At 43.9% G+C, this 21838-nt stretch carries 18 protein-coding genes; 6 read left to right on the top strand and 12 right to left on the bottom strand.

Annotated elements, in window-relative coordinates; translation table 11 throughout:
* The first annotated feature begins 21 nt into the window (after nt 1–21).
* Nucleotides 22–726, top strand: a complete 705-nt coding sequence (phoU, locus tag K5609_RS13750; protein WP_221074157.1) for a phosphate signaling complex protein PhoU — start codon at nt 22–24, stop codon at nt 724–726.
* A gap of 944 nt (nt 727–1670) precedes the next feature.
* Nucleotides 1671–2981 carry an isocitrate lyase gene (aceA, locus tag K5609_RS13745; RefSeq protein WP_163131507.1) on the top strand — a complete coding sequence of 437 codons (1311 nt, stop codon included), beginning with the start codon at nt 1671–1673 and terminating at the stop codon, nt 2979–2981.
* A 278-nt stretch (nt 2982–3259) separates the two neighbouring features.
* Here aceA and K5609_RS13740 read toward each other — a convergent pair whose 3' ends face one another.
* From K5609_RS13740 to K5609_RS13720, 5 genes are all read right to left on the bottom strand, one after another.
* Nucleotides 3260–3847: an acyl carrier protein phosphodiesterase gene (locus tag K5609_RS13740; RefSeq protein ID WP_221074156.1), complete on the bottom strand. Its 588-nt coding sequence runs from the start codon at nt 3845–3847 to the stop codon at nt 3260–3262.
* A gap of 42 nt (nt 3848–3889) precedes the next feature.
* Nucleotides 3890–4726 (bottom strand): dienelactone hydrolase family protein, encoded by an 837-nt coding sequence (locus K5609_RS13735; protein WP_221074155.1) that lies wholly within the window; start codon nt 4724–4726, stop codon nt 3890–3892.
* A gap of 427 nt (nt 4727–5153) precedes the next feature.
* Nucleotides 5154–5603, bottom strand: a complete 450-nt coding sequence (locus K5609_RS13730; protein WP_221074154.1) for a CBS domain-containing protein — start codon at nt 5601–5603, stop codon at nt 5154–5156.
* Nucleotides 5604–5846: 243 nt separating this feature from the next.
* Nucleotides 5847–7148, bottom strand: coding sequence for an anti-phage deoxyguanosine triphosphatase (locus K5609_RS13725; protein ID WP_221074153.1), 1302 nt, complete (start codon nt 7146–7148; stop codon nt 5847–5849).
* Between the two features lie 146 nt (nt 7149–7294).
* Complete coding sequence (locus tag K5609_RS13720; protein ID WP_221074152.1) at nt 7295–8515, bottom strand: pyridoxal phosphate-dependent aminotransferase; 1221 nt, start codon at nt 8513–8515, stop codon at nt 7295–7297.
* 169 nt (nt 8516–8684) lie between these two features.
* Between K5609_RS13720 and K5609_RS13715 the strand changes: the two genes are divergently transcribed.
* Nucleotides 8685–9608, top strand: coding sequence for a LysR substrate-binding domain-containing protein (locus K5609_RS13715; RefSeq protein ID WP_221074151.1), 924 nt, complete (start codon nt 8685–8687; stop codon nt 9606–9608).
* A 7-nt stretch (nt 9609–9615) separates the two neighbouring features.
* Here the strand turns inward: K5609_RS13715 and K5609_RS13710 are convergent, their stop codons facing one another.
* From K5609_RS13710 to ubiG, 7 genes are all read right to left on the bottom strand, one after another.
* On the bottom strand, nt 9616–9966 hold the full coding sequence (locus K5609_RS13710; protein WP_016401730.1) for a DUF3802 family protein: 351 nt from the start codon (nt 9964–9966) through the stop codon (nt 9616–9618).
* 89 nt (nt 9967–10055) lie between these two features.
* On the bottom strand, nt 10056–10928 hold the full coding sequence (locus K5609_RS13705) for a hypothetical protein (protein WP_221074150.1): 873 nt from the start codon (nt 10926–10928) through the stop codon (nt 10056–10058).
* A 238-nt stretch (nt 10929–11166) separates the two neighbouring features.
* Nucleotides 11167–11454, bottom strand: a complete 288-nt coding sequence (gene yfaE, locus K5609_RS13700; protein WP_152781350.1) for a class I ribonucleotide reductase maintenance protein YfaE — start codon at nt 11452–11454, stop codon at nt 11167–11169.
* On the bottom strand, nt 11454–12584 hold the full coding sequence (gene nrdB, locus K5609_RS13695) for a class Ia ribonucleoside-diphosphate reductase subunit beta (protein WP_221074149.1): 1131 nt from the start codon (nt 12582–12584) through the stop codon (nt 11454–11456). Before nrdB ends, yfaE begins: the two co-directional genes overlap by 1 nt.
* Nucleotides 12585–12634: 50 nt before the next feature.
* The gene (gene nrdA / locus K5609_RS13690) at nt 12635–14920 is read right to left on the bottom strand and encodes a class 1a ribonucleoside-diphosphate reductase subunit alpha (RefSeq protein WP_221074148.1); all 2286 of its coding nucleotides are present in this window, start codon (nt 14918–14920) and stop codon (nt 12635–12637) included.
* 290 nt (nt 14921–15210) lie between these two features.
* Nucleotides 15211–15885, bottom strand: coding sequence for an HAD family hydrolase (locus K5609_RS13685; RefSeq protein WP_221074147.1), 675 nt, complete (start codon nt 15883–15885; stop codon nt 15211–15213).
* Entirely contained in the window at nt 15885–16607 is a 723-nt protein-coding gene (gene ubiG / locus K5609_RS13680; RefSeq protein WP_016401724.1) for a bifunctional 2-polyprenyl-6-hydroxyphenol methylase/3-demethylubiquinol 3-O-methyltransferase UbiG, read from the bottom strand. Before ubiG ends, K5609_RS13685 begins: the two co-directional genes overlap by 1 nt.
* 205 nt (nt 16608–16812) lie before the next feature.
* On the opposite strand from ubiG, the gene gyrA reads away from it, so the two are divergent.
* The 3 genes from gyrA to hisC all read left to right on the top strand — a co-directional run bounded on the left by gyrA (nt 16813) and on the right by hisC (nt 21835).
* A complete protein-coding gene (gene gyrA, locus K5609_RS13675) occupies nt 16813–19518 on the top strand; it encodes a DNA topoisomerase (ATP-hydrolyzing) subunit A (protein WP_221074146.1) in 2706 nt (901 codons plus the stop codon).
* A 108-nt stretch (nt 19519–19626) separates the two neighbouring features.
* Nucleotides 19627–20715, top strand: a complete 1089-nt coding sequence (gene serC / locus K5609_RS13670; protein WP_221074145.1) for a 3-phosphoserine/phosphohydroxythreonine transaminase — start codon at nt 19627–19629, stop codon at nt 20713–20715.
* Nucleotides 20716–20725: 10 nt separating this feature from the next.
* Nucleotides 20726–21835 carry a histidinol-phosphate transaminase gene (hisC, locus tag K5609_RS13665; protein ID WP_221074144.1) on the top strand — a complete coding sequence of 370 codons (1110 nt, stop codon included), beginning with the start codon at nt 20726–20728 and terminating at the stop codon, nt 21833–21835.
* The last annotated feature ends 3 nt before the right edge of the window (nt 21836–21838 follow it).

The following is a 21838-nucleotide window of genomic DNA, read 5'->3' as shown; positions in this document are numbered from 1 at the left end:
AACCGTCGCTGAGGAAAAGATATGGATAAGTTAAACATGAACAAACACATATCTGGTCAGTTTAATGCTGAACTAGATCATGTGCGCAATCAAATTATGGCAATGGGTGGTTTAGTTGAGCAGCAACTGATAGATGCCCTTAGCCTGTTAAGCCGACCAGACGCAGAGTTGGTGAGCAAGGTGATTAGCACCGACAGCAAAGTAAATTCTTTTGAAGTTGCTATTGATGAAGAGTGCACTCGCATTATTGCTAAGCGCCAACCTGCTGCTAGTGACTTACGCATTGTAATGGCGATTATTAAAACCATTGCTGATTTAGAGCGTATTGGCGATGCAGCAGAAAGCATTGCTCGTATGGTTGAGCGTAACATGGATAAACCGCTTAAAGCGTCTCTAACCAGCTTGGAGCACTTGGGTCAACACACCGCCAAAATGCTGCATGACGTGTTAGATGGTTTTGCACGTATGGATGTAGATATGGCGTGGAGTGTTCACCAAGAAGATAAAAAGGTGGATAAAGAATACGAGCGTCTTATTCGTGAGTTGATGACTTACATGATGGAAGACCCGCGTTCTATTCCTCAAGTGCTAGATGCATTAAATGCTGCACGTGCTATTGAGCGAGTGGGTGACCGTTGCCAAAACATTGCCGAGTACATTATCTACTTCGTAAGAGGTAAAGATATTCGCCATTTAGCCGGCGATGAAGTGGAAAAGCTGCTTTAAGCTTAAAATTTTCGAGCGAAAAAAGCTGGCGATTTGCCAGCTTTTTTGTTTATAGAGAAAAATACCTAAAATTTTTTCACTTTTCTGGTCTGATCTCTTCAAAAATGCATTTCTGTTTAATAACAACTTTTCCTGGTTTTGTATCTTTGGTCTCTTAGCTGGCGAATATTTCACTGTCAACTCAATTTTAAACTGTTGTTTAAAACAGGCTGTAAGTGCTTATTTAATATGATGTAACTTTCGTCTAATTGTCCTTCTCAGAGCCTTACTTAACACTCTTCCCTTTACGTAAACGTTAATTGCTTGTTGGCATTTAGCTAACCCAAACGTTAATTGGTATTTAAATTACGTAATTTAATTTCTTTTTGCGACAAAGGTAGTAAACGAAAGGTTACCCGTTTGTTAATTAATTAGAGTTAATACTTTAAATAAAGCTTTGCTTTTGTTTTTGCGGGTGTTATAAAAAACAGGGTCTTGGGGAGGTTTTTAAACGGTTGTTTAATTTATTTCTCGATTTAAGACAAGGTTTGGTGTTTATCGTTGAGGCTGTTTTATTTTTGTAACTGTAATTACAACTACGTAAAAGCTACATGTTTGGGTCGCAATTTACGTTAGATACAGTGGCAATTTACAAACAGGTGAACACTTAGCTAAATAAAGCCGACCAGGTTAATAAGCAGTGGCCAACGAGCTTAATAACAAGGCTAGACAAGGAGCAAAAGCCACAGTCAAAAGCAACAATAATGCTGATACGGCGCTCCAAACTTAGCTCGGTACTTTTAGACAAAAAAAGCAAAAGTTAAAAGTATCGAGTTGTATTTTCCAAGCCTATGTTGCTTGGCATTAATTAAAGAGTAACCGCACAAATAGCGGTACCAAAAAACTACGTGAATGAGTGATACAAACTACTTGTATCGAGGAATAGAGTCTAAGAGGGATTGAACATGACATTAACAAGAGAACAGCAAATTCAAGCATTAGAAAAAGACTGGGCAGAGAACCCTCGCTGGAAAGGCGTTAAGCGTCCTTATACTGCTGAAGAAGTAGTGAAACTGCGTGGTTCTATTATCCCTGAAAATACCATTGCTCGACGTGGCGCCGAGAAGTTATGGACCTTAGTAAATGGCCAAGCTAAAAAGGGTTATGTTAACTGTTTAGGCGCTTTAACCGGCGGCCAAGCCGTTCAGCAAGCTAAAGCGGGCATCGAAGCTATCTACTTATCAGGGTGGCAGGTTGCCGCCGATAATAACTCTGCCTCTAGTATGTACCCTGATCAATCGCTATACCCAGTAGACTCCGTGCCTAAAGTGGTTGAGCGCATTAACAACTCTTTCCAACGTGCCGACCAAATTCAATGGGCCAATGGTCTGTCTCCTGCAAATGGTGGCTTAGACTACTTCTTGCCAATTGTTGCCGACGCAGAAGCGGGTTTTGGCGGGGTGTTAAACGCCTTTGAGCTAATGAAGAACATGATCAAAGCAGGTGCTGCTGGTGTTCACTTTGAAGATCAACTTGCTTCAGTTAAAAAATGTGGTCACATGGGTGGTAAGGTACTGGTTCCAACCCAAGAAGCAGTGCAAAAACTGGTTGCAGCACGCTTTGCGGCTGACGTTGCTGATGTTCCTACCTTGGTTATTGCTCGTACCGATGCGAACGCCGCGGACTTGCTAACTTCTGATGTAGACCCATACGACGCTGAGTTTGTGGAAGGCGAACGTACCGCAGAAGGTTTCTACAAGGTGCGCGCTGGTATCGATCAAGCAATTAGCCGAGGCCTAGCCTATGCAGAGTACGCCGATTTAATTTGGTGTGAAACTGCAACACCTTGCTTGGAAGAAGCTCGCAAATTTGCCGAAGCTATTCATGCTAAGCACCCAGGTCAGCTGTTAGCTTACAACTGTTCACCATCATTTAACTGGCGTAAGAATCTAGATGATGAAACTATTGCTAAGTTCCAGCAAGAGCTTAGCGACATGGGTTATAAGTACCAGTTCATCACCTTAGCCGGTATTCATAACATGTGGTACAACATGTTTGACCTTGCCCATAACTATGCGCAAGGTGAGGGCATGAAGCACTACGTGAACATGGTTCAAGAGAAAGAGTTCCAAGCGGCTGACCGAGGCTACACCTTCGTGGCTCACCAACAAGAGGTAGGTACAGGCTACTTTGACCAAGTAACCAACGTGATTCAAGGTGGTAAATCTTCAGTAACTGCCTTAACCGGTTCTACCGAAGAAGAGCAATTTAGTTAAGGTTTAATACTTAGACACTAATAATAAAAACGCTATGTAATACCTATTTGAGCAGCCTAAGGGCTGCTCTTTTTCTACTTAACCTGAACTCGGGATAAGGAAGTGACGATAACTCTACTAGCCAGTACTTAATCTAGTTTCATGTTTCTGGCGAGATAGTTTTACTTAGTTCAAGACGAAGCTGCGCGCCAATAGCTGGTCTATTGCAAGTAGCTTCAACACCGAAATAAGTAAAAATAGCCGCTAGATACCAGTTTATTATCCCGAGCTCAGGTTACTTATTTCGGCTGATAGTTGCTCACAAATTTTTGAGCGTGCAGAAGCACCTTGGGGTATAGCGCTAAAAATGCTGCCTCAAGTTCTGCAGAGTGGCAAAGTATACCCTCGTAGAGTAGCTCTAGCTTCACTGGGCGGCGCAGGCGCCGGCTTATAGCGCGTAAGGTGCCGGCAACACTGTCTTGATGCTGGTATTGTTCTAACCAATTATATTCACGCATATGGCTGGCGGTATGTTTGGCTTTGCCTGTTAATGGAAAGTGCTGGAGTTCTTCATAACACTGGCTTATAAACTCAGAACGCGAGTTGGTAGAAAAACGTTGCCAGTGCAAACTCAGCAAGTAGTCGAAATACACGTCTAGAGCTATACCAGAGTAGCGCCTTAAACTGGCTTGAAAACAGTGAGCTAAACCCAGATGATTGACTTGCTGATCGGTAAAGCTATCTATTTTACGGTGGAGCTTGATACCGAGTTGTACCTCGCTGTGGTAACTCTGCCAGTTTTGTCCTTTTACAAAGTCGCCCAGAAAAGCGCCCACAATAGACGTGTTAGTATGCTGTGCAATCTGAAAGTGAGCTAAATAGTTCATTCACTAAGCATATATTAGGTAGCGGCACTTAGGCAGCTTTAGCTACATTAAATCCAGTTGTTGCATGTATTGCTTAAAACCTTCAATCCAATAGTCACTATGTTCATAAAAAAGTGCGTGGCCGTTTGCTGATGAGCCTAGATAATAAAACTGAAAATCTATCTGTCCGCCGGCTTCCTTAAAAGCTTGAGCGTAGCTTTCAATTTCACTATCTGAGTAATAAGGATCGTTTCGGCCATACAAAAATAAGTGAGGGAGTGGGTTGTTTTTAGCTGCCTGGCTAAACAGGCCTTGATTACTCGCAAGTGGGGTTTTGATTTGGCATTGGCCACCCATCCAACCGCCGGAAAAATTAACTACGCCTTTAAACTTTTGAGGGTGTTTAGCTGCGTAAACTACCGATAACAATCCTCCTCGAGAATGACCACTAATAACAATTTTTTCTTGGTCTAGCCAAGTTTGTTGCTGCAGGTATTGCATGGTGGCATCTAAGCTTTGCGAAGCATAGTTAATGCCCGACTCAACGCTATTTACACTGCAATTGTAAGATTCATTATAACTGCCTTGTGATGCACCTCTGCCTCGTCGCATTGGTATTAGCAAAGCAATGTTGTGTTTGTTTAAGTAAGCGCCAAATCCCCATGGCTTAATGGTTAGTGTGTTGGCTATTACGCCGGGCCCAGTAGAACCATGGTTAAAGATGACCAGTGGAAAAGGGCCTTCGCCTGCGGGTTTATATAAGGTTGCTTCTAACTGAATTTGCTTATCCCACAGCAGACCTTGCTCGGTCATTGGTATGTTTATGGTTTCTCCCTGATCGAAAGCTTGGGCGATAGTTGCTAATAAGGTGAGTAATAGCGGGGTGAAGCGAAGCATCATAGCTTTAAAATCCTTAACAAGCTTGATTGGTGAGAATAGTTGCAATCAATAGCTTACCACTGCTGCTGTGGGCTTGGTTTGGCTTTTGTTAAAAAAGTGAAGGTGATTGAAATTGACTGTGGGAGAATTGCAGACAAAAAAAATCCAGCTCAAGGCTGGACAAAAAAACATAAGGAATGACTAATACGTGCTATCGCTAAGAGCACAATAGCAGGGGCGATTAGTGGCCCCATAAATCGACAAATTCAGTATCGGCTGAATGCGACGCCATAGGATGAGAGCGCCAAGCAATTTATGGATTAATCTTAGCGTGACAAAGCTCACAAAACAACCTGTTTTTGTAATTTTTTTACTAAAATATACAGGTTTTTTCTAATTTACTTAGCTGTGTGTCACGCTAATGCTGAAATATTGTTGTAATATTACCTTATGCGTCAGGGCTTAAAGGCTCTTGTTCTGCAAGCATTTCTAGCAATGATATTGCAACACCTACAAAGTCAGTATCGGTAATTATTCCGATCAGCTTCTTACCTTCTACTACTGGCAGGCATCCAATGCGATGCCGCTCGATGTGCTTAGCGGCTTGTCCAACCCCTGCCGCTGCATCTACGGTATGCAACTTGGTCAACATAATGTGTTTGAGCATTATTTGCTGTTCATGTGCGCGGCGCTGGGATTCGGAAGTTTTGCTAAGGTTTGATTCTTGTGCGGCTAGTAAGGTTCGTTCGCTCACTAAACCAATAAGGTGTTGCTGACTATCCACTATAGGGAGATGGCGAATTTTGTGTTCGTTACACAGGCTAATAGCTTCTTCAAGCGTGGTCTGCTCAAAAGCAGTATGCGGGTTAGTGGTCATGATGTCGGCTACTTTAATCATAACGATACCTCTTGTTGTTTTCTCTCCTTTAAATTTAGTGTGTTAGCCAGAAAAGAGCTTGATGGAAATCAAGCTAATTAACGGCTTTGTAAACGGTTTATTAAAGTTGCTGTCTAGCTAGAAAAACTAACAAAAAATCGCTGTATTTTTTGCAAAATAAGCGATCTTCTGCTGCAAGTGTTGTTAATGACATGCTAGATATACTGGGAGTGATGGTGCTATTTCAATTTGTCTAGGTTATTGCTAAAAAAGTGTTTGAAATAAACGGTTTGCATAGTCGTCTGTCATGCCCGCGATGTAGTCTGCAATCACCCTGGCTTGGCTTTCGTTGTCTTCACCTGCTTGCAACCAACGGCTGCGAGTATTGATGGGCAGTAAACGCTCTGGGTCGCTGGCAAAAGCTTGAAATAACTCCATAACCACTTGCTGGCCTTTAAAGCGAACCATTTCTATCTCAGGTGTTTGAATCACATAGTGCAATACAAAGCGTTTTAATACATCTAGCGCTTGCGCCATGGGAGGATCCATTTTAGCCTGATAGTCCAGCTGAGGTTCCTCAAATTTTGTTTGCGCTTGTAAGCTTATAGCGGTAATAAACCCATTAACAAGGCTGCCAATAGCATCTTTTTGATCGTAGTGATGTCGGCTAAATAACTTAACCGACAGCCCGCCTATTTCATCTGCTAGCCAGCAATCCTTTATGTCGGCAATGGCCGAAGCTACCTGTTCTTGCCAGTCGTGTCGGCTAACTATGCCCATCACAATGGCGTCTTCTAAATCATGCACCCCATAAGCAATGTCATCAGCTAGCTCCATTATCGAGCAATCTAAGGATTTGTAGTTAGTTTTACGGTGATGAGTCTCGCCTAGGCTGCGACTGCCAACAAAGGTGGTTCTGTCAGCTTGGCTTAAGCTCTCAAGCACCCAGTTGTAGAGGTGTTTGTCGTCATCATAAATACCTTTAGCTGGCGCCCAGTCCGCCACTTTTAACTGACGAAAACTCTTGGCCACAGGCGGGAGAGGGTTTCTTTGCAATTGGCTGAGTAAGCAAGGGTATTTCATTATTCCTAGCAGAGTTCGCCGAGTAAGGTTCATGCCATTAGCGCGAGTATAAGGCTCAAGCTTGGTGAGAATGCGAAAGGTTTGTGCGTTGCCTTCAAAGCCGCCATCATCACGCATCATGTAATTGAGCGCCACTTCACCGCCGTGGCCAAAGGGCGGATGACCAATATCGTGAGCTAAGCAAAGGCTCTCGATAAGGTTTAGCTCGGGCAATAGCCTGTTTTGTGGCTGATTGTTAGCACTAATGTGGCCAACAATGCCGGTGCCAATTTGCGCCACTTCTAAGGAGTGGGTGAGGCGAGTGCGGTAGAAATCATTGTTGCCAATACTAAGGACTTGGGTTTTGTTTTGCAGGCGACGAAAGGCTGCGGAATGCAAAATTCGCGCTCTGTCTCGCTGCCAAACGCTGCGATGATCGTTACGTCTCTGGTTTTGTTCTTCGGCGTATCTTGCTGTTCCAGCTTGTTTGCTTAGTTCACTCATTGCACGCTCCCACATTGCTTACAACTACACTACAACAGATTATCTAAAAATAACATGGCCTTAAGCTGATGCTCTTGGCTGAATTGTGGGTAATAAAAAAGGGTGCTTAAAGCACCCTTGTTGAATTTTTTTAAAGCAAGCCGCCATTAATCGGCTTGGCGATAACCGTCTAAGAAAGTTGCTATGCGGCCAATAGCCTCACGCAACTCTTCTTCACGAGGCAAAAATACAATGCGGAAGTGATCTGGTTTGGTCCAGTTGAAACCAGTACCTTGCACCACCAAAATTTTCTCTTGCTGTAGCAAATCTAAGGCGAACTGTTGATCGTCTTTAATGTTGAATTTTTTCACATCAAGTTTAGGGAACAAGTACATCGCGCCTTGGGGTTTTACGCAGCTTACTCCAGGAATGTCATTGAGTAGTTGCCAAGCTAGGTTGCGCTGCTCATATAAACGACCGCCGGGTACGATTAGCTCGTTAATGCTTTGGTAACCACCTAGTGCGGTTTGAATGGCATGCTGAACTGGCACATTGGCACACAAGCGCATTGAGGCCAACATATCTAAACCATCTATGTAATCTTTAGCGCGATGTTTAGGACCGCTTACTAGCATCCAACCCGAGCGGAAACCACAGACTCGATAAGCCTTAGATAAACCGTTAAAGGTGAGGGTTAATACGTCGTCTGACAAAGTAGACATCGGCACATGTTGGGCTTCATCGTAAATCACTTTTGAGTAGATCTCATCGGCAAACAAAATCAGATTATGCTGACGTGCTAACTCTACTAACTCTAGAAGCAGCTCTTTGCTATAAACAGCGCCAGTAGGATTGTTTGGGTTAATTACCACTAAGCCTTTGGTGCGTGGAGTAATTTTGCTACGAATATCTTCAATGTCTGGGAACCAGCCTGCTTGTTCATCACATTCGTAATGTACTGGGTTACCGCCAGATAGTGTTACAGCGGCTGTCCATAATGGGTAGTCGGGAGCTGGCACTAACATTTCATCGCCATTATTAAGCAGCGCTTGCATGGCCATTACGATTAGCTCACTCACACCGTTACCTAAATAGATATCTTCTAGGGTAGTAGTGCGTAAGCCTTGCAATTGATAATGATGCATCACCGCTTTGCGGGCAGAGAATAAACCTTTTGAGTCACAGTAGCCTTGGGCGGTAGGTAGGTTATGAATAACATCTACCAGAATTTCTTCAGGGGCTTCAAAATTAAATTCGGCAGTATTGCCAATATTTAATTTGATAACACGGTGGCCGTCTTCTTCGAGGCGTTTTGCTTGTTTCAGCACTGGACCACGGATGTCGTAACATACGTTGTCTAGCTTATGTGACTTCTCTATTTGATACATGATGATAATGGGTCCCTTTACAATAAACGTATTAACTTATTTTTTGCGGTAGCATGCAAGTGTTTAGGCAAGCTAATTGCGCTTTTTCAGGATTTTTTATTAAGAAAGCGCAGAACCGCGTTAGATGGTGATAAACTGGCCGCGCAACATAATTGACTACTGCGAGACTATGTTAGAACTCAAACACTTAAAAACCTTGCAAGCCTTAAGAGAAACCGGCTCTTTGGTGGTAGCTGCGCAGCGTTTATGCTTAACCCAATCGGCACTTTCGCATCAGCTCAAAGAGTTAGAGTCGCGCATTGGGGCGAAGCTGTTTGTGCGTAAAACCAAGCCTTTGCGTTTTACTATGGCAGGCTTACGGGTGTTAGAGTTAGCAGATAATGTGCTAGAACAAGTTCAACATACTGAGCGTGAACTGGCCCGTTTAGTTGGTGGTCAAGCGGGGCGTTTGCACTTAGCCATTGAGTGTCATAGTTGCTTTAACTGGTTGATGCCTGCTATCGATAATTACCGAGGTTTGTGGCCAGATGTTGAGTTAGATTTTAGCAGCGGCTTTAGTTTTGAACCCTTACCAGAACTTGCCCAAGGGCAACTGGATTTGGTTATTACTTCAGACCCTCAGCCCAGTGAAGGCATTGTATTTTCGCCACTGTTCTCTTATCAGCCGACCCTTGCTTTAAGCCCTAGTCATCCTTTGGTAGACAAGCCGGTAATAGAAGCAGAAGATTTTGCCAATCAAGTGCTCATTTCTTACCCAGTAGATACTCATCGTTTAGATCTGTTTAATCTGTTTTTAGACCCTGCTGGCGTTGAACCCTTAGCGGTACGTAAAGTGGATATGACGATTATGATGATGCAGCTGGTAGCCAGTGGCCGCGGGGTAGCAGTATTGCCAAATTGGGCATTAACTGAATATGTTAATAAAGGCTACATTGTGACGCGTGAGCTAGGAGATGGGAAACTGTGGCAAAACTTATATGCGGCGCGCCATGAAAGCCATCAAGACAGCGCCTATATCGAAGCGTTTTTAGATATTGCCCGGGAGCATTGTTTTAGTCATCTCGATGGTATTAAAGCTATCGGTGATAAATAACCGACGACTAAATAGGGTCTACAGCGATTAGTTGGTTATCAAACATGTTTTTGATTAAGCCAACAAACTCATCAATGAATTGCTGTTGCTGCTGGGTAGGGCTAGACATCCACACCCCAGAGAGAACTTGTTCTAAGTCGTTAACTATTGCATCTATCTCGCGAATCACGGTAAAGCGATGTTCACTGTCTAAATGCTCATGTTGACGACAAACCAACATCACGCTTTCTGATAGTTGCTCAGAGACATAGTCGCAAATAGTTAAGGGATTTTGCTGAGCTTGAGTATGCTCAAACAGCGCTAAGTTATCTGTTAAAAATCCAATTAACTGAATGTAACCTTCACTATCAGTTACCATCGTGCGTATATCCTCTCTCAAAAGTATTAGCCCTAGTGTATAACGAATACGCGCGAATACAACATGCGCTAAGACACATTTGTTAACACTTATAGGGTTTGGGTTAGCTCCGCCGAGTGAATGTAAGCCTGCAAGCAGTTACTTGGCAAATATAAGCGCGGATTGGCACGGCGTAAGTCGCGCAAATGATATTCCAATAAGCGTTTATCTATTGGTGTATTGCTTTCGGTTTGTTGTAACCACTGTACCAAGCTTTGAGTATTTTGTTGGAAGCCCTGTTCTAAACTCGCAATTTGTTGTTTGGTTTTAAGCATTTCATCAACATTAAGCGGCGAGCGTTGCACCATATTTATGAGGTAAGGCGTAAGTATACTCGCTTGCTTCATGTAACTATCGTTCACTGGTACCGGTGATAACTTTAAGTTTTGTTGGCGCTCCAGTTGGCCGCAAATATGGTTAGCTTTAAGCAGCGCAACGGTTTGCTGGATAATTTGGTTAGTATCAAAACCTTCGCCATACATTTCATGAATGCCGGTGGCTAAATCGTGCTTAGCTAAACGTACTTTAGGAAAAGTGAGCTGTTCTCGGGTAAACAACCTAACTCGGCTAGGTGCTGCTGGTCGCGGCACAATAATCGCTACTTGGTTTCTTTTTTGTTCAAAGTACAAGTTTGCAACGGCATGTTGCTGCTCGCTAATGCTGATGAGTTGGCCGCTAATTTGGCATCCTAGAGATTTAGGCACATCACCTAAATGGCTGGCACTTACGTATTGATGCGGGTAGTCGGGTAGTGCTTGAATTTGTCCTAGTTGGCGCTGCATAAAGTGAGTCGCGATAGCTGCGCGACATATCGCGTTTTCACCTATCGCAGGCGGATTCAATACCTTCCAGCCAATCAACACAGCGGTAAGCAGCAACAAGCTGCTACTAATTGCTATTAAGGGTTGACGCCGAATGATCATGTTGGCCTCACAAGACAAAGAAAATCACAGATAGTTAAGTTATCTGTTACTTGCCGAAAAACTAAAGAGATTATTGAAAGTATAGTTCACGTACAGCTTAGAAAAAGGGAATCTATCTCTTTGTTCAGTAGCGATATATCGGTAAATACAATGTAGAGTCTTTGATATAACGTAAGCTGCATAAACAAAAAAGCGCTATCAACTAGCGCTATTTTTAATGCATGGTGCGTGGTTATAGCTAGGCAATTTGCCGTTTGAAAGGTGGTTGCTCTGCCAGTTCAACAGTGCCTTTGGGTTTACTACAACAGCTTAGGATTTGCCCTTTAGGAATGTTAGCTAAAGGCGTGTGGCTATATTCCACTTCGCCTTTTACTAGGGTGGTTCTGCAGGCGCCGCACACACCTTCTCGGCAATGATACTCCGGCGTAAAGCCAGCTTGCTCATACGCTTCTAAGATGCTTTTGTGGTGGCTATCAACCACCACTTCTATTCCGCCTGCAATAACGCGGCCTTCTTTTTGAGACATTACAGCTCAAAGTCCTCGAAGTCGTCGATATCAATACTAGAGTCAATTTGCCCTACTAAGTAAGAGCTAATCTCTGCTTCTTGTGGTGCCACTTGTACGTTGTCTGATACCAACCAAGAGTTAATCCAAGGGATAGGATTGCTTCGATCTTCAAAGCAAGGTAACAAACCTACAGCCTGCATGCGGGTATTGGTAATGTATTCAACGTATTGGCAAAGAATGTCTTCATTTAAACCAATCATTGAACCATCTTTGAATAGATATTTTGCCCATTCTTTTTCTTGCTCTGCAGCATCAGTAAACATGCGCCATGCATCTACTTCACACTCGGCAGCAATTTCGGCCATTTCTGGATCGTCTTTGCCTTCGCGCATTAGGTTAATCATGTGCTGAGTACCGGTTAAATGCAGTGCTTCGTCACGGGCAATTAGCTTAATGATTTTGGCATTACCTTCCATTAACTCGCGCTCAGCAAAGGCGAATGAACAGGCAAAGCTTACATAAAAGCGAATCGCTTCAAGTACGTTTACTGACATTATACAGAGGTAGAGCTTTTTCTTAAGTTCTCGCACTGTGATGTTATGAACCACACCATCAACCTCGTGCTCACCTTCGCCATGTAGGTGGTAAATAGAGGTGGCTTGAATAAGTTCGTCGTAGTAGCCAGCAATGTCGTTGGCGCGTTTGATGATCTCTTCATTTTTCATGATGTCATCAAATACTTCACCAGGATTGCCCATTACATTGCGGATAATGTGGGTGTATGAGCGAGAGTGAATAGTTTCACTAAAGGCCCAAGTTTCAATCCAAGTTTCTAGCTCTGGCAAACTTACTAGTGGCAACAAAGCCACGTTAGGCGAGCGCCCTTGAATACTATCCAGCAGAGTTTGGTACTTAAGGTTACTAATAAAAATATGCTGCTCGTGAGCCGGCAGTTTGTTGTAATCAATACGGTCACGGCTTACGTCTACTTCTTCTGGACGCCAGAAGAAAGACAATTGTTTTTCGATTAATTTCTCAAAAATCTCATGGCGTTGTTGGTCATAACGGGCCACGTTTACAGGCTGACCAAAGAACATTGGCTCTTTGGTAGCGTCGTTGGCATTTTGAGTAAAAATTGAGTAGCTCATCTACATTTTTCCTAAAAATTTCTTAATGCGCTTTAGCGCGTAAACTTGGCTTAAATCTTACATGCACCGCCAGCGCAATCATCATCTTCTGGCTCTGGCTTCATATTATCATGCTGGTCGCTAGCACCGTCTCGGGTGTTATGGTAGTACAGCGTTTTGACCCCGTATTTGTAGGCCGTTAGCAAGTCGGCAATTAATGCCTTCATTGGTACGCGGTTACCTTCATAGCGGCTTGGGTCGTAGTTAGTGTTAGCCGAGATGCTTTGGTCAACAAACTTCTGCATTAAGCCAACTAGCTGCAAGTAACCCTCGTTGCTAGGAATATCCCATAGCAGTTCATAGTTATCTTTAAGTGCTTCAAACTCTGGCACTACTTGCTTCAAAATACCGTCTTTACTGGCTTTAACGCTAATAAAGCCACGTGGAGGCTCAATACCGTTAGTGGCATTTGAGATCTGACTAGATGTCTCTGAAGGCATTAGGGCAGAAAGCGTTGAGTTGCGTAAGCCGTGAGTCACAATCTCTTCGCGAAGCTCTTCCCAGTCGTAATGTAATGGCTCATCACTTAGCTTGTCTAAAGACTGCTTATAGGTGTCGATAGGCAATACACCTTGCGAGTAGGTGGTTTCGTTGAACATTGGGCAAGCGCCTTGTTCTTTGGCTAAGCGCATAGACGCTTTAAGCAACCAGTATTGAATCGCTTCAAAAGTACGGTGAGTAAGGTTATTAGCACTACCATCACTGTATTTAGTGCCATTTTTGGCTAGGTAGTAGGCGTAGTTGATAACACCTATACCTAAGGTACGGCGGCCATCAGAGCCTTTTTTCGCGGCTTTAATTGGGTAGTCTTGATAATCGAGTAGGCTATCGAGAGCCCGAACAGCAAGGTCAGATAGCTCTTCTAGCTCGTTTAAGTCTTCAATAGCACCTAAGTTAAAAGCTGAAAGAGTACAAAGGGCAATCTCGCCATTTTCATCATGTACGTGTTGTAGCGGCTTAGTTGGTAAGGCAATTTCTAAACAAAGGTTAGATTGGCGTACCGGCGCTTGTGCTGGGTCAAATGGACTGTGAGTATTACAGTGGTCTACGTTTTGAATGTAGATTCGACCGGTAGAGGCGCGCTCTTGCATTAGCAACGAGAACAGATCAACGGCTTTAATTTTCTCTTTACGAATGCTTGGGTCTTGCTCGTATTTTACATACAAGCTTTCAAATTTTTCTTGGTCTTCAAAGAAGGCGTCGTAAAGCCCAGGTGCATCACTTGGCGAGAATAGGGTGATGTTTTCACCTTTCACCAAACGTTGGTACATCAGCTTGTTAAGCTGTACACCGTAGTCCATATGACGAACGCGGTTATCGTCTACACCACGGTTGTTTTTAAGCACTAGCAGTGATTCTACTTCTAAGTGCCAGAATGGGTAGAAAATAGTGGCTGCACCACCGCGAACGCCGCCTTGCGAACAACATTTAACCGCAGTTTGGAAGTACTTATAAAAAGGAATACAACCCGTATGGAAGGCTTCGCCACCGCGAATTTCACTGCCTAGGGCGCGAATACGACCAGCGTTAATACCAATGCCCGCGCGTTGTGAAACATAAGTCACAATGGATGAAGCAGTAGCATTAATTGATTCCAAGCTATCGCCACATTCAATCAATACACAAGAGCTAAATTGGCGAGTAGGGGTACGTACACCTGACATAATTGGTGTAGGTAACGAGATTTTGAATTTCGACGTCGCGTCGTAAAAACGCCGGATGTATTTAAGTCGAACCGACTTGTCATAGTGAGCAAATAGGCAAGCTGCTACCAAAATATACAAGAACTGGGCGCTTTCGAAAATCTCACCGGTCACTCGGTTTTGTACTAGGTATTTACCTTCAAGTTGCTTAACTGCGCCGTATGAGAAGTCCATGTCGCGCCAATGGTCGATAAAGTCGTCCATTTGGGCAAATTCTTCAGGGCTGTAGTCTTTAAGCAAATGCATGTCGTAGCGGCCAGCTTCACACTGTTTTACTACATGGTCGTAAAGCTTAGGTGGCTCAAATTGGCCATAGGCTTTTTTGCGTAAATGGAATACCGCTAAACGCGCCGCCAAAAACTGGTAATCTGGCGTTTCTTGAGAGATTAAATCTGCCGCAGCCTTAATAATGGTTTCATGAATATCTTTAGTGGCCATGCCATCGTAGAACTGGATATGAGACTTAAGTTCTACCTGCGATACCGAGACATTTTTAAGGCCTTTGGCGGCCCAAGTTATCACTCGGTGAATCTTGTCTAAGTTGATCGCTTCTTGTTTACCGCTGCGTTTGGTTATCAGAAGATCTTTATTCATGAAGGGGAGGCCCTGTTATCCTAATTTCGCTACTGCTTATCTAGTACTGCTATTCTTCCTTAGCCACTAGATATAGTGTTTTCAAATTTTATGGATACAAGATAATGAGGTTTTGGCTTTTTCGCAAGTCTTGGCAAAGTTGAAGATATTGTGTATAACTTGCAAATAACTTGGCTATGTTAGTAGTTACTAACTAGCTATCTATATAAGCTGACTAAGCTTGCATTAATGCAAGTTTTTTTTCGTAAAATTTTACTCAAAAAATTTATTTTTATAAAACTTGAACTTGCTTACAAATCGCCCAGCCAGTCGATTATTGTTTGTTCGAGCTGTTCACTTTTTTGGCAGTGAATATTTGCAGCCCATTGCTCAACTTTGTCCTCTTCAGAGAGATAACCCCACAGGGCAAGTAGGGTAGTCATATTGGTAACATTGCCCGCCTGAATATCGCGTTCAGCATCGCCCACATATAAGCAGTTCTCAGGCTTAACCTTTATGATTTGGCAAGCCAAAAGCATGGGCGCTGGGTCGGGCTTACGCAGTGGCAGTGTATCACCACCAACCAGTACTCCCGACTGTTCAAACTCGGGGAAGAAGCGAAGTAACTGCTTACTTAAGCCCTCGGGTTTATTAGTAATTACACCCCAAGGGATCTGGTGTTGGTTAAGCCATTGTAATGCTTGTTTAATACCGGGGAAAAAATCGGTGCCTTGGCAGATGTTTTGCTCGTAGTAGTCAAGTAATTGTTGGCGTAATTCAGCTTGGGGTTGTTGCTCCCAAAGGTTGCCAAAGCCAGCCTTTAGCAAACCTATAGCGCCATGAGAGCTAAGCTGGCGCGCTTGGGCTAAGCTGAGCGGCGCCTGTTGGTGTTGCTCTAGCACATAGTTAGCAGCAGCGCCTAAGTCTGGTGCAGTATCAAGTAAGGTACCATCAAGGTCGAACAATACCGCCGCTTGCTTATTCATTATTGCTCCGGTTTAGCTAATTGCACCATGTAGTTAACATCTACGTTTCGACTTAAGCGAAAGCTTTCAATAATAGGTGTAAATTGCACACCACTAATGGCTTCGCTACGTAAGTTGCTTTGGTCGGCCCATGCTAGTAGCTCGGAAGGGCGAATGAACTTGTCATGTTGATGAGTGCCATCAGGTACAATTTTTAGTAACTTCTCTGCAGCCAGAATCATATAAAGGTAGGCTTTAGGCGTTCGGTTAATGGTAGAGACAAATACTTTACCGCCCGGTTTTACCATGCTGGCACAAGCAGCTATCACTGAACCTGGGTCCGGTACGTGTTCTATCATCTCCATGCAAGTTACTACATCGTAGTGCGCTTGATGTGCTTCTGCATGCGCTTCTGCGGTGGTTTGTAAGTAGTTAAGTTGGCTACCGGTTTCTAAAGCATGTAGCTTGGCAACTTCAATTTGTTCTTTGCCCATATCAATAGCAGTAACGTCGGCACCACGAACCGCCATGCTTTCGGCTAAAATGCCGCCACCGCAGCCTACATCGAGTACTTTTTTGCCAAATAAGCCTGCCGCGCCGCGCTCAATATAATCTAAACGCAGTGGATTGATTTGGTGAAGGGTTTTGAATTCCCCTTGTTTATCCCACCAACGTGAGGCTAAGCCTGCAAAATGTGCAATTTCTTGATGGTCAACATTTTCGTTGCTTTGAGGGTGTTCCATAAACTTGTCAATCCACGTCAGTATTTGTAGGCATTATAAGAACTTGTTCATTGCAGTCACTAGCTTTTGTTCAATTCTTGAGTTTTTTCATTTTTCTAACTGAAAAGAGCGACATCAAGCCTGTTAAGGCCGTTATTTTATGGTAAAGTTTGCGATTACGCTTAGTAATAGTAAAAAGCAATAAAAACGAAGGATTTAGTCGTCTATGAGCGATCTTGCAAAAGAGATTACGCCAGTCAATATTGAGGATGAGTTAAAGAGCTCATACCTTGATTATGCCATGAGCGTTATTGTGGGCCGTGCCTTGCCAGATGTACGTGATGGTTTAAAACCAGTGCATCGCCGAGTGCTATTCGCAATGAACGTATTGGGCAACGACTGGAACAAACCGTACAAAAAATCTGCCCGTGTGGTAGGTGACGTAATTGGTAAATATCACCCCCATGGTGATAGCGCTGTTTACGATACTATTGTTCGCATGGCGCAGCCGTTTTCGCTGCGTTACATGTTGGTAGACGGTCAAGGTAACTTTGGTTCGGTGGACGGCGATTCTGCGGCGGCCATGCGTTATACCGAAATCCGTATGGATAAGTTAGCCCACTCTTTACTGGCCGACTTAGAAAAAGAAACCGTAGACTTCGTACCTAACTACGATGGTACAGAGCAAATCCCTGAAGTACTGCCAACTCGAGTTCCTAACCTGCTGGTTAATGGCTCTTCTGGTATTGCGGTAGGCATGGCGACCAACATTCCACCACACAACTTAACCGAAGTGGTTAACGGTTGTTTGGCAATGATTGAGAACCCAGACATCACTATTGATGAGCTGATGGAATTTATTCCAGCGCCAGATTTTCCAACCGCCGGTATCATTAACGGCCGCGCTGGCGTTATTCAAGCTTACCGTACTGGTCGTGGCAAAGTTTCTATTCGTGCTAAAGCCGAAGTAGTTACCGAGAAAAACGGTAAAGAAACCATTATCGTTCACGAGATCCCATATCAAGTGAACAAGGCTCGTCTTATTGAGAAGATGGCTGAGCTAGTTAAAGATAAAAAGCTTGAAGGTATTTCAGCACTGCGCGATGAGTCTGATAAAGACGGTATGCGTATTGTTGTAGAGCTTAAGCGTGATGCTGTGGGCGAAGTTGTATTGAACAACTTGTATTCTCAAACGCAAATGCAGGTGTCTTTTGGTATGAATATGGTGGCCTTGGACAACGGCCAGCCTAAGATATTCAACCTGCAAGAAATGATCGAGTGTTTCATTCGCCACCGCCGCGAAGTGGTTACACGTCGTACCGTATTTGAATTGCGCAAAGCGCGCGATCGTGCCCACATCCTTGAAGGCTTAGCCATTGCGCTAGCTAACATCGATGAGATTATCGAGCTAATTAAAACCTCACCAACGCCTGCTGAAGCAAAAGCTGCATTAGTCGCTAAGGGTTGGGATTTAGGCGCAGTATCAGCAATGTTAGAGCGTGCTGGTGATGACGCGGCTCGCCCAGATTGGTTAGAAGCTGAATTTGGTATTCGTGATGGCCAATACTTCATTACGCCAATTCAAGCTCAAGCAATTCTAGATTTACGTTTACACAAGTTAACCGGTCTAGAGCACGAAAAAATCATTGGCGAATATAAAGACCTATTGGATCTTATTGCTGAGTTGCTCTTCATCTTAAATAATCCAGATCGTTTGATGGAAGTTATTCGTGACGAACTTGTTGAAGTGCGAGAGCAGTTTGGTGATGAGCGTCGTACCGAGATCTCAGCTAACAGTGCTGATATTTCTCTAGAAGACTTAATTAACGAAGAAGACGTGGTAGTAACGCTATCTCACGAAGGCTACGTTAAGTATCAACCGCTAACCGAGTACGAATCTCAGCGCCGTGGTGGTAAAGGTAAAGCTGCAACTAAGATGAAGAATGAAGACTTCATTGAGAAACTGTTAGTTGCCAATACTCACGATACTGTGTTGTGTTTCTCAACAGTGGGTAAAGTTTACTGGATGAAAGTGTACCAGTTGCCGCTAGCCAGCCGCCAAGCGCGTGGTAAGCCAATTGTTAACTTACTGCCGTTAACCGACGATGAGCGTATTACCGCTATCTTGCCAGTACGTGAGTACGAAGAAGACAAGTTCATCTTGTTTGCTACGGCTAACGGTACGGTTAAGAAAACGCCGCTAACTGCGTTTAAACGTCCACTATCTAGCGGTATTCGTGCGATTAACCTGAACGATGATGACAAGCTAATTGGTGTTGATATTACCAACGGTAATAACGAAATCATGCTGTTCTCAGATGCAGGTAAAGTGGTTCGCTTTAACGAGAAACAACGCGATAGCGAAACCGGTGCAGTGAAGCTTGACCCAGAAACTGGCGAAGAACTACTAGCGTTACGTCCAATGGGCCGTACTGCTGCTGGTGTTCGAGGTATTTCACTTGATGCAGGCCAGAAAGTGGTATCGTTGATTGTGCCAACCGGTGACGGTGATATTCTTACCGCCACCGAGAATGGCTACGGTAAACGTACCAAGCTTGATGAGTACCCAGCTAAGAGCCGTGCGACTAAAGGTGTGGTTTCTATTAAGGTGAGTGAGCGTAACGGCCTAGTGGTTGGTGCGGTTCAAGTCACCGAAGCACAAGAGATGATGTTAATTACTAACGGCGGCACCTTGGTGCGTACCCGAGTCAACGAAGTGTCTCTGGTTGGACGTAATACTCAAGGTGTTACCTTGATTCGTACTTCTGAAGATGAAAAAGTGGTTGGCTTACAGCGAATCGATGAGATTGAAGAAGACGAGTTTGAAGAACTAGCTGAAGGCGAACAAAGCGCCGAAGCGAGTGAAGCCACGCCAAGCGAGGATGCACCAAGTGCAGACGAGGCTGGTGAAGCAGAGCCCGATCAGCAGTAAGCGAAAAATATGTAAACAACGGGCGGCTTTTAGCCGCTCGTTTTAGTTTAAAAACAATATACGAACCACTTAAGTGGTCGAACACAACATATTAGTAAGAGATGTAGCATGGACAAAATCTATAACTTTTGTGCAGGTCCTGCGATGTTACCTGAAGCGGTGATGAAGCAGGCGCAAGCCGAGTTTTGCAACTGGCAAGGTTTAGGCGTGTCGGTGATGGAAGTGAGTCACCGTGGTAAAGAATATATTGCTATGGCTGCCGAAGCTGAGCAAGATCTTCGCGATTTATTAAATATTCCTGATAATTACAAAGTACTGTTTTGCCAAGGTGGCGGGCGTGGTCAATTTGCTGCTGCGCCGCTAAACCTATTAGGTGATAAAAAGTCAATCAGCTTTATTACTACTGGCCAGTGGTCTAAAGGTGCAGTAGCTGAGGGTGAAAAGCACGCTCAAGCGAGTGTATTTGACGCGCTAAGTAGCAATGAACAAGGACAAATCAGCGTAAAGCCAAGCGCTGAGTGGCAATTAGATAAAGACGCTGCCTATGTTCACTATTGCCCAAATGAAACCATCGAGGGCATTGCTATAGAAGAAATCCCTGATGTGGGTGACATGGTATTAGTTGGCGATTTCTCTTCAACGATCTTGTCGCAGCCTATTGATGTGAGTAAGTTCGGTTTAATTTACGCTGGTGCTCAGAAAAACATTGGTCCTTCTGGCTTAGCCATCGCTATTGTTCGTGATGATTTGTTGGACAAGGCTCACCCACTAACGCCTAACATTTTTAACTACAGCTTATTAGCGGGTAGTGATTCAATGTTTAATACACCGCCTACTTACTCATGGTATTTAGCGGGTTTAGTATTTAAATGGCTTAAGCAGCAAGGTGGTTTAACTGCTATGGCTGAAAAGAACGCAGCCAAAGCTGAGTTGCTTTACTCATATATTGATAGCAGCGATTTTTACCAAAACAATGTTGCCAGCGAGAATCGTTCTAAAATGAACGTGCCTTTCCAGTTAGCGAATAGTCAATTGGACACAGCCTTTTTAGCTGAATCAGCGGCAGTCGGCTTAGTAACTCTAAAAGGGCACCGAATTGTTGGCGGTATGCGCGCAAGCATCTACAACGCGATGCCTATCGAAGGCGTACAAGCCTTGGTTGATTTTATGGCAGACTTCGCTCAGCGCAATAGTTAAGGAGTCATTCATGACTTGTGATTTCCATGCTTTGGCTAATCAAGGCATTCAAGGTTTACATCCTTATCAAGCTGGCAAGCCAACTGACGAATTAGAGCGAGAGTTAGGTATAAGTAATATCGTTAAGCTTGCCTCTAACGAAAACCCACTGGGCATGAGCCCAATGGCCTTGGCGGCGATAGCAAAAGCTACCAGTGAGTTAACTCGTTACCCTGATTCAAACGGTTTTTACTTAAAACAAGCGTTAGCAGACAAATATAACTTGGCTGCTGAGCAATTCACTTTAGGTAATGGCTCTAATGATGTGCTGGATTTGATTGCCCGCATATTTGTGAGTAGTGAACATGAAGTGGTGTTCTCACAACATGCTTTTGTTGTTTACCCAATTGTGACGCAAGCAATAGGCGCAAAAGCAGTAGTTGTTCCAGCCAAAGACTGGGGGCACGATTTAGATGCCATGGCTGAAGCGATAACTGATAAGACCCGCTTGGTATTTATTGCTAATCCAAACAATCCTACCGGTACCTTTTTAAGCAGCGAAGCACTCTATGGCTTTATGCAAAAGGTGCCAGAAAATGTAGTGGTGGTTTTAGACGAGGCTTATTACGAGTATTTGTCTGAAGACGAGCAGGCTCCTTCAACAAGCTGGTTAGCGCAGTTTAGTAACCTAGTGATTACTCGCACCTTTTCTAAGGCTTATGGTTTAGCTGGCTTGCGAGTTGGTTACGCTATTTCTAGCCCAGAGATTGCCGATTTACTAAACCGCTTACGTCAGCCGTTTAACGTGAACAGCCTTAGCTTAGTGGCGGCAGTGGCTGCGCTAAAAGATCAGCAATATTTACAGCAAAGTATTGCGTTAAATCAGCAAGGTTTGCAGTTGTTAAGCCAGTTCTTTAAGCAAAATGCTATTAGTTATATTCCTTCAAAAGGGAATTTTATTAGCTTTTTAGCGCCAAGTGGCGATGCTCAAGAGCTTTATCAGCAGTTACTCCATAAAGGTGTGATAGTTAGGCCGGTGGGCCCATATCAGATGCCTGGTTATCTGCGTGTAAGCATCGGTACCGAACAAGAAAACCAAACTTTTATTAAAGCTTTAAGCCAGCTAATTGGCTCAAATTAAGTA

Source organism: Agarivorans aestuarii (genome assembly GCF_019670125.1).
GTDB lineage: Bacteria > Pseudomonadota > Gammaproteobacteria > Enterobacterales > Celerinatantimonadaceae > Agarivorans > Agarivorans aestuarii.
This window is presented reverse-complemented; position numbering and strand designations above follow the sequence as displayed.

Bases quoted from the DNA above. Each gene is read 5' to 3' on its own strand.
- aceA (WP_163131507.1), top strand. From the start codon at position 1,671: ATGACATTAACAAGAGAACAGCAAATTCAAGCATTAGAAAAAGACTGG.
- K5609_RS13735 (WP_221074155.1), bottom strand. From the start codon at position 4,726: ATGATGCTTCGCTTCACCCCGCTATTACTCACCTTATTAGCAACTATC.
- K5609_RS13710 (WP_016401730.1), bottom strand. From the start codon at position 9,966: ATGGTAACTGATAGTGAAGGTTACATTCAGTTAATTGGATTTTTAACA.
- nrdB (WP_221074149.1), bottom strand. From the start codon at position 12,584: ATGAGCTACTCAATTTTTACTCAAAATGCCAACGACGCTACCAAAGAG.
- K5609_RS13685 (WP_221074147.1), bottom strand. From the start codon at position 15,885: ATGAATAAGCAAGCGGCGGTATTGTTCGACCTTGATGGTACCTTACTT.
- nrdA (WP_221074148.1), bottom strand. From the start codon at position 14,920: ATGAATAAAGATCTTCTGATAACCAAACGCAGCGGTAAACAAGAAGCG.
- K5609_RS13705 (WP_221074150.1), bottom strand. From the start codon at position 10,928: ATGATCATTCGGCGTCAACCCTTAATAGCAATTAGTAGCAGCTTGTTG.
- serC (WP_221074145.1), top strand. From the start codon at position 19,627: ATGGACAAAATCTATAACTTTTGTGCAGGTCCTGCGATGTTACCTGAA.
- K5609_RS13720 (WP_221074152.1), bottom strand. From the start codon at position 8,515: ATGTATCAAATAGAGAAGTCACATAAGCTAGACAACGTATGTTACGAC.
- ubiG (WP_016401724.1), bottom strand. From the start codon at position 16,607: ATGGAACACCCTCAAAGCAACGAAAATGTTGACCATCAAGAAATTGCA.
- K5609_RS13725 (WP_221074153.1), bottom strand. From the start codon at position 7,148: ATGAGTGAACTAAGCAAACAAGCTGGAACAGCAAGATACGCCGAAGAA.
- gyrA (WP_221074146.1), top strand. From the start codon at position 16,813: ATGAGCGATCTTGCAAAAGAGATTACGCCAGTCAATATTGAGGATGAG.
- K5609_RS13715 (WP_221074151.1), top strand. From the start codon at position 8,685: ATGTTAGAACTCAAACACTTAAAAACCTTGCAAGCCTTAAGAGAAACC.
- K5609_RS13740 (WP_221074156.1), bottom strand. From the start codon at position 3,847: ATGAACTATTTAGCTCACTTTCAGATTGCACAGCATACTAACACGTCT.
- phoU (WP_221074157.1), top strand. From the start codon at position 22: ATGGATAAGTTAAACATGAACAAACACATATCTGGTCAGTTTAATGCT.
- yfaE (WP_152781350.1), bottom strand. From the start codon at position 11,454: ATGTCTCAAAAAGAAGGCCGCGTTATTGCAGGCGGAATAGAAGTGGTG.
- hisC (WP_221074144.1), top strand. From the start codon at position 20,726: ATGACTTGTGATTTCCATGCTTTGGCTAATCAAGGCATTCAAGGTTTA.
- K5609_RS13730 (WP_221074154.1), bottom strand. From the start codon at position 5,603: ATGATTAAAGTAGCCGACATCATGACCACTAACCCGCATACTGCTTTT.